The 739-nt window shown below is 51.6% G+C and carries 1 protein-coding gene; it reads right to left on the bottom strand.

Going from position 1 to position 739, the window contains the following annotated elements:
- Positions 1–29: 29 nt before the first annotated feature.
- A complete protein-coding gene (locus tag A3754_RS07900; RefSeq protein WP_063519253.1) occupies positions 30–458 on the bottom strand; it encodes a hypothetical protein in 429 nt (142 codons plus the stop codon).
- Positions 459–739 lie beyond the last annotated feature (281 nt).

The following is a 739-nucleotide window of genomic DNA, read 5'->3' on the forward strand; positions in this document are numbered from 1 at the left end:
ACCGAGCCGTTACAGCACGGGGGAAAAACTCAGGCGATAGCCCCTTCACGGGCCCATTCGCAACGTACTCGCAGGGGGGCGTCAGAGGGTTCGTGGTACACATCGGCACTGTCCCACACGAAGGTATGAAACCCGGACAACTCGGTTTCCAGGTGCACTACCGCATTCACCCAGTACATGTTTTTGAGCAGGGACTCGAACTTGGCAATCCAGTGTTCCCACTCGTACTCCACCGCCCGATAAGACATGCCGAAATGAATCACCTGGGTCTGGAAGGTGCCGCCCATCAAGTCATCACCGGGCACGGAAAACATTTCCCGACACAGGAACGNCCACTCATCTGCCTGCGGCAATTGCCGAATGGCTTTACGGTTCTGAAAACAGCTCGTCTTGCGCTCCTGCAAATTGCCAAACGGCAAATGCTTGATGCAACCGTAAACGATGGATTCGTTATCCAAAAAACACCCCGAAAATCAGCTAACAGCTACGAGTTTCTAGCTTACAAGGACAAGCACATAAAAATACAGGTACCCGGTTCGAGTCTTTCGCGAAAGAAGCAATATAACGACATTTACNCACCTCACCAGACGCAAACGGTACAGCTATTGACCCCCTACAAAGAAACCCAAATCATAATGAACTTTTCGACCCTCCCTATCTAATTTGCGTAGCTCGTAGCTCGTAGCTCGTAGCTCGTAGCTCGTAGCTCGTAGCTCGTAGCTCGTAGCTCGTAGCTCGT

The sequence above is a fragment of the Alcanivorax sp. HI0083 genome, assembly GCF_001635175.1.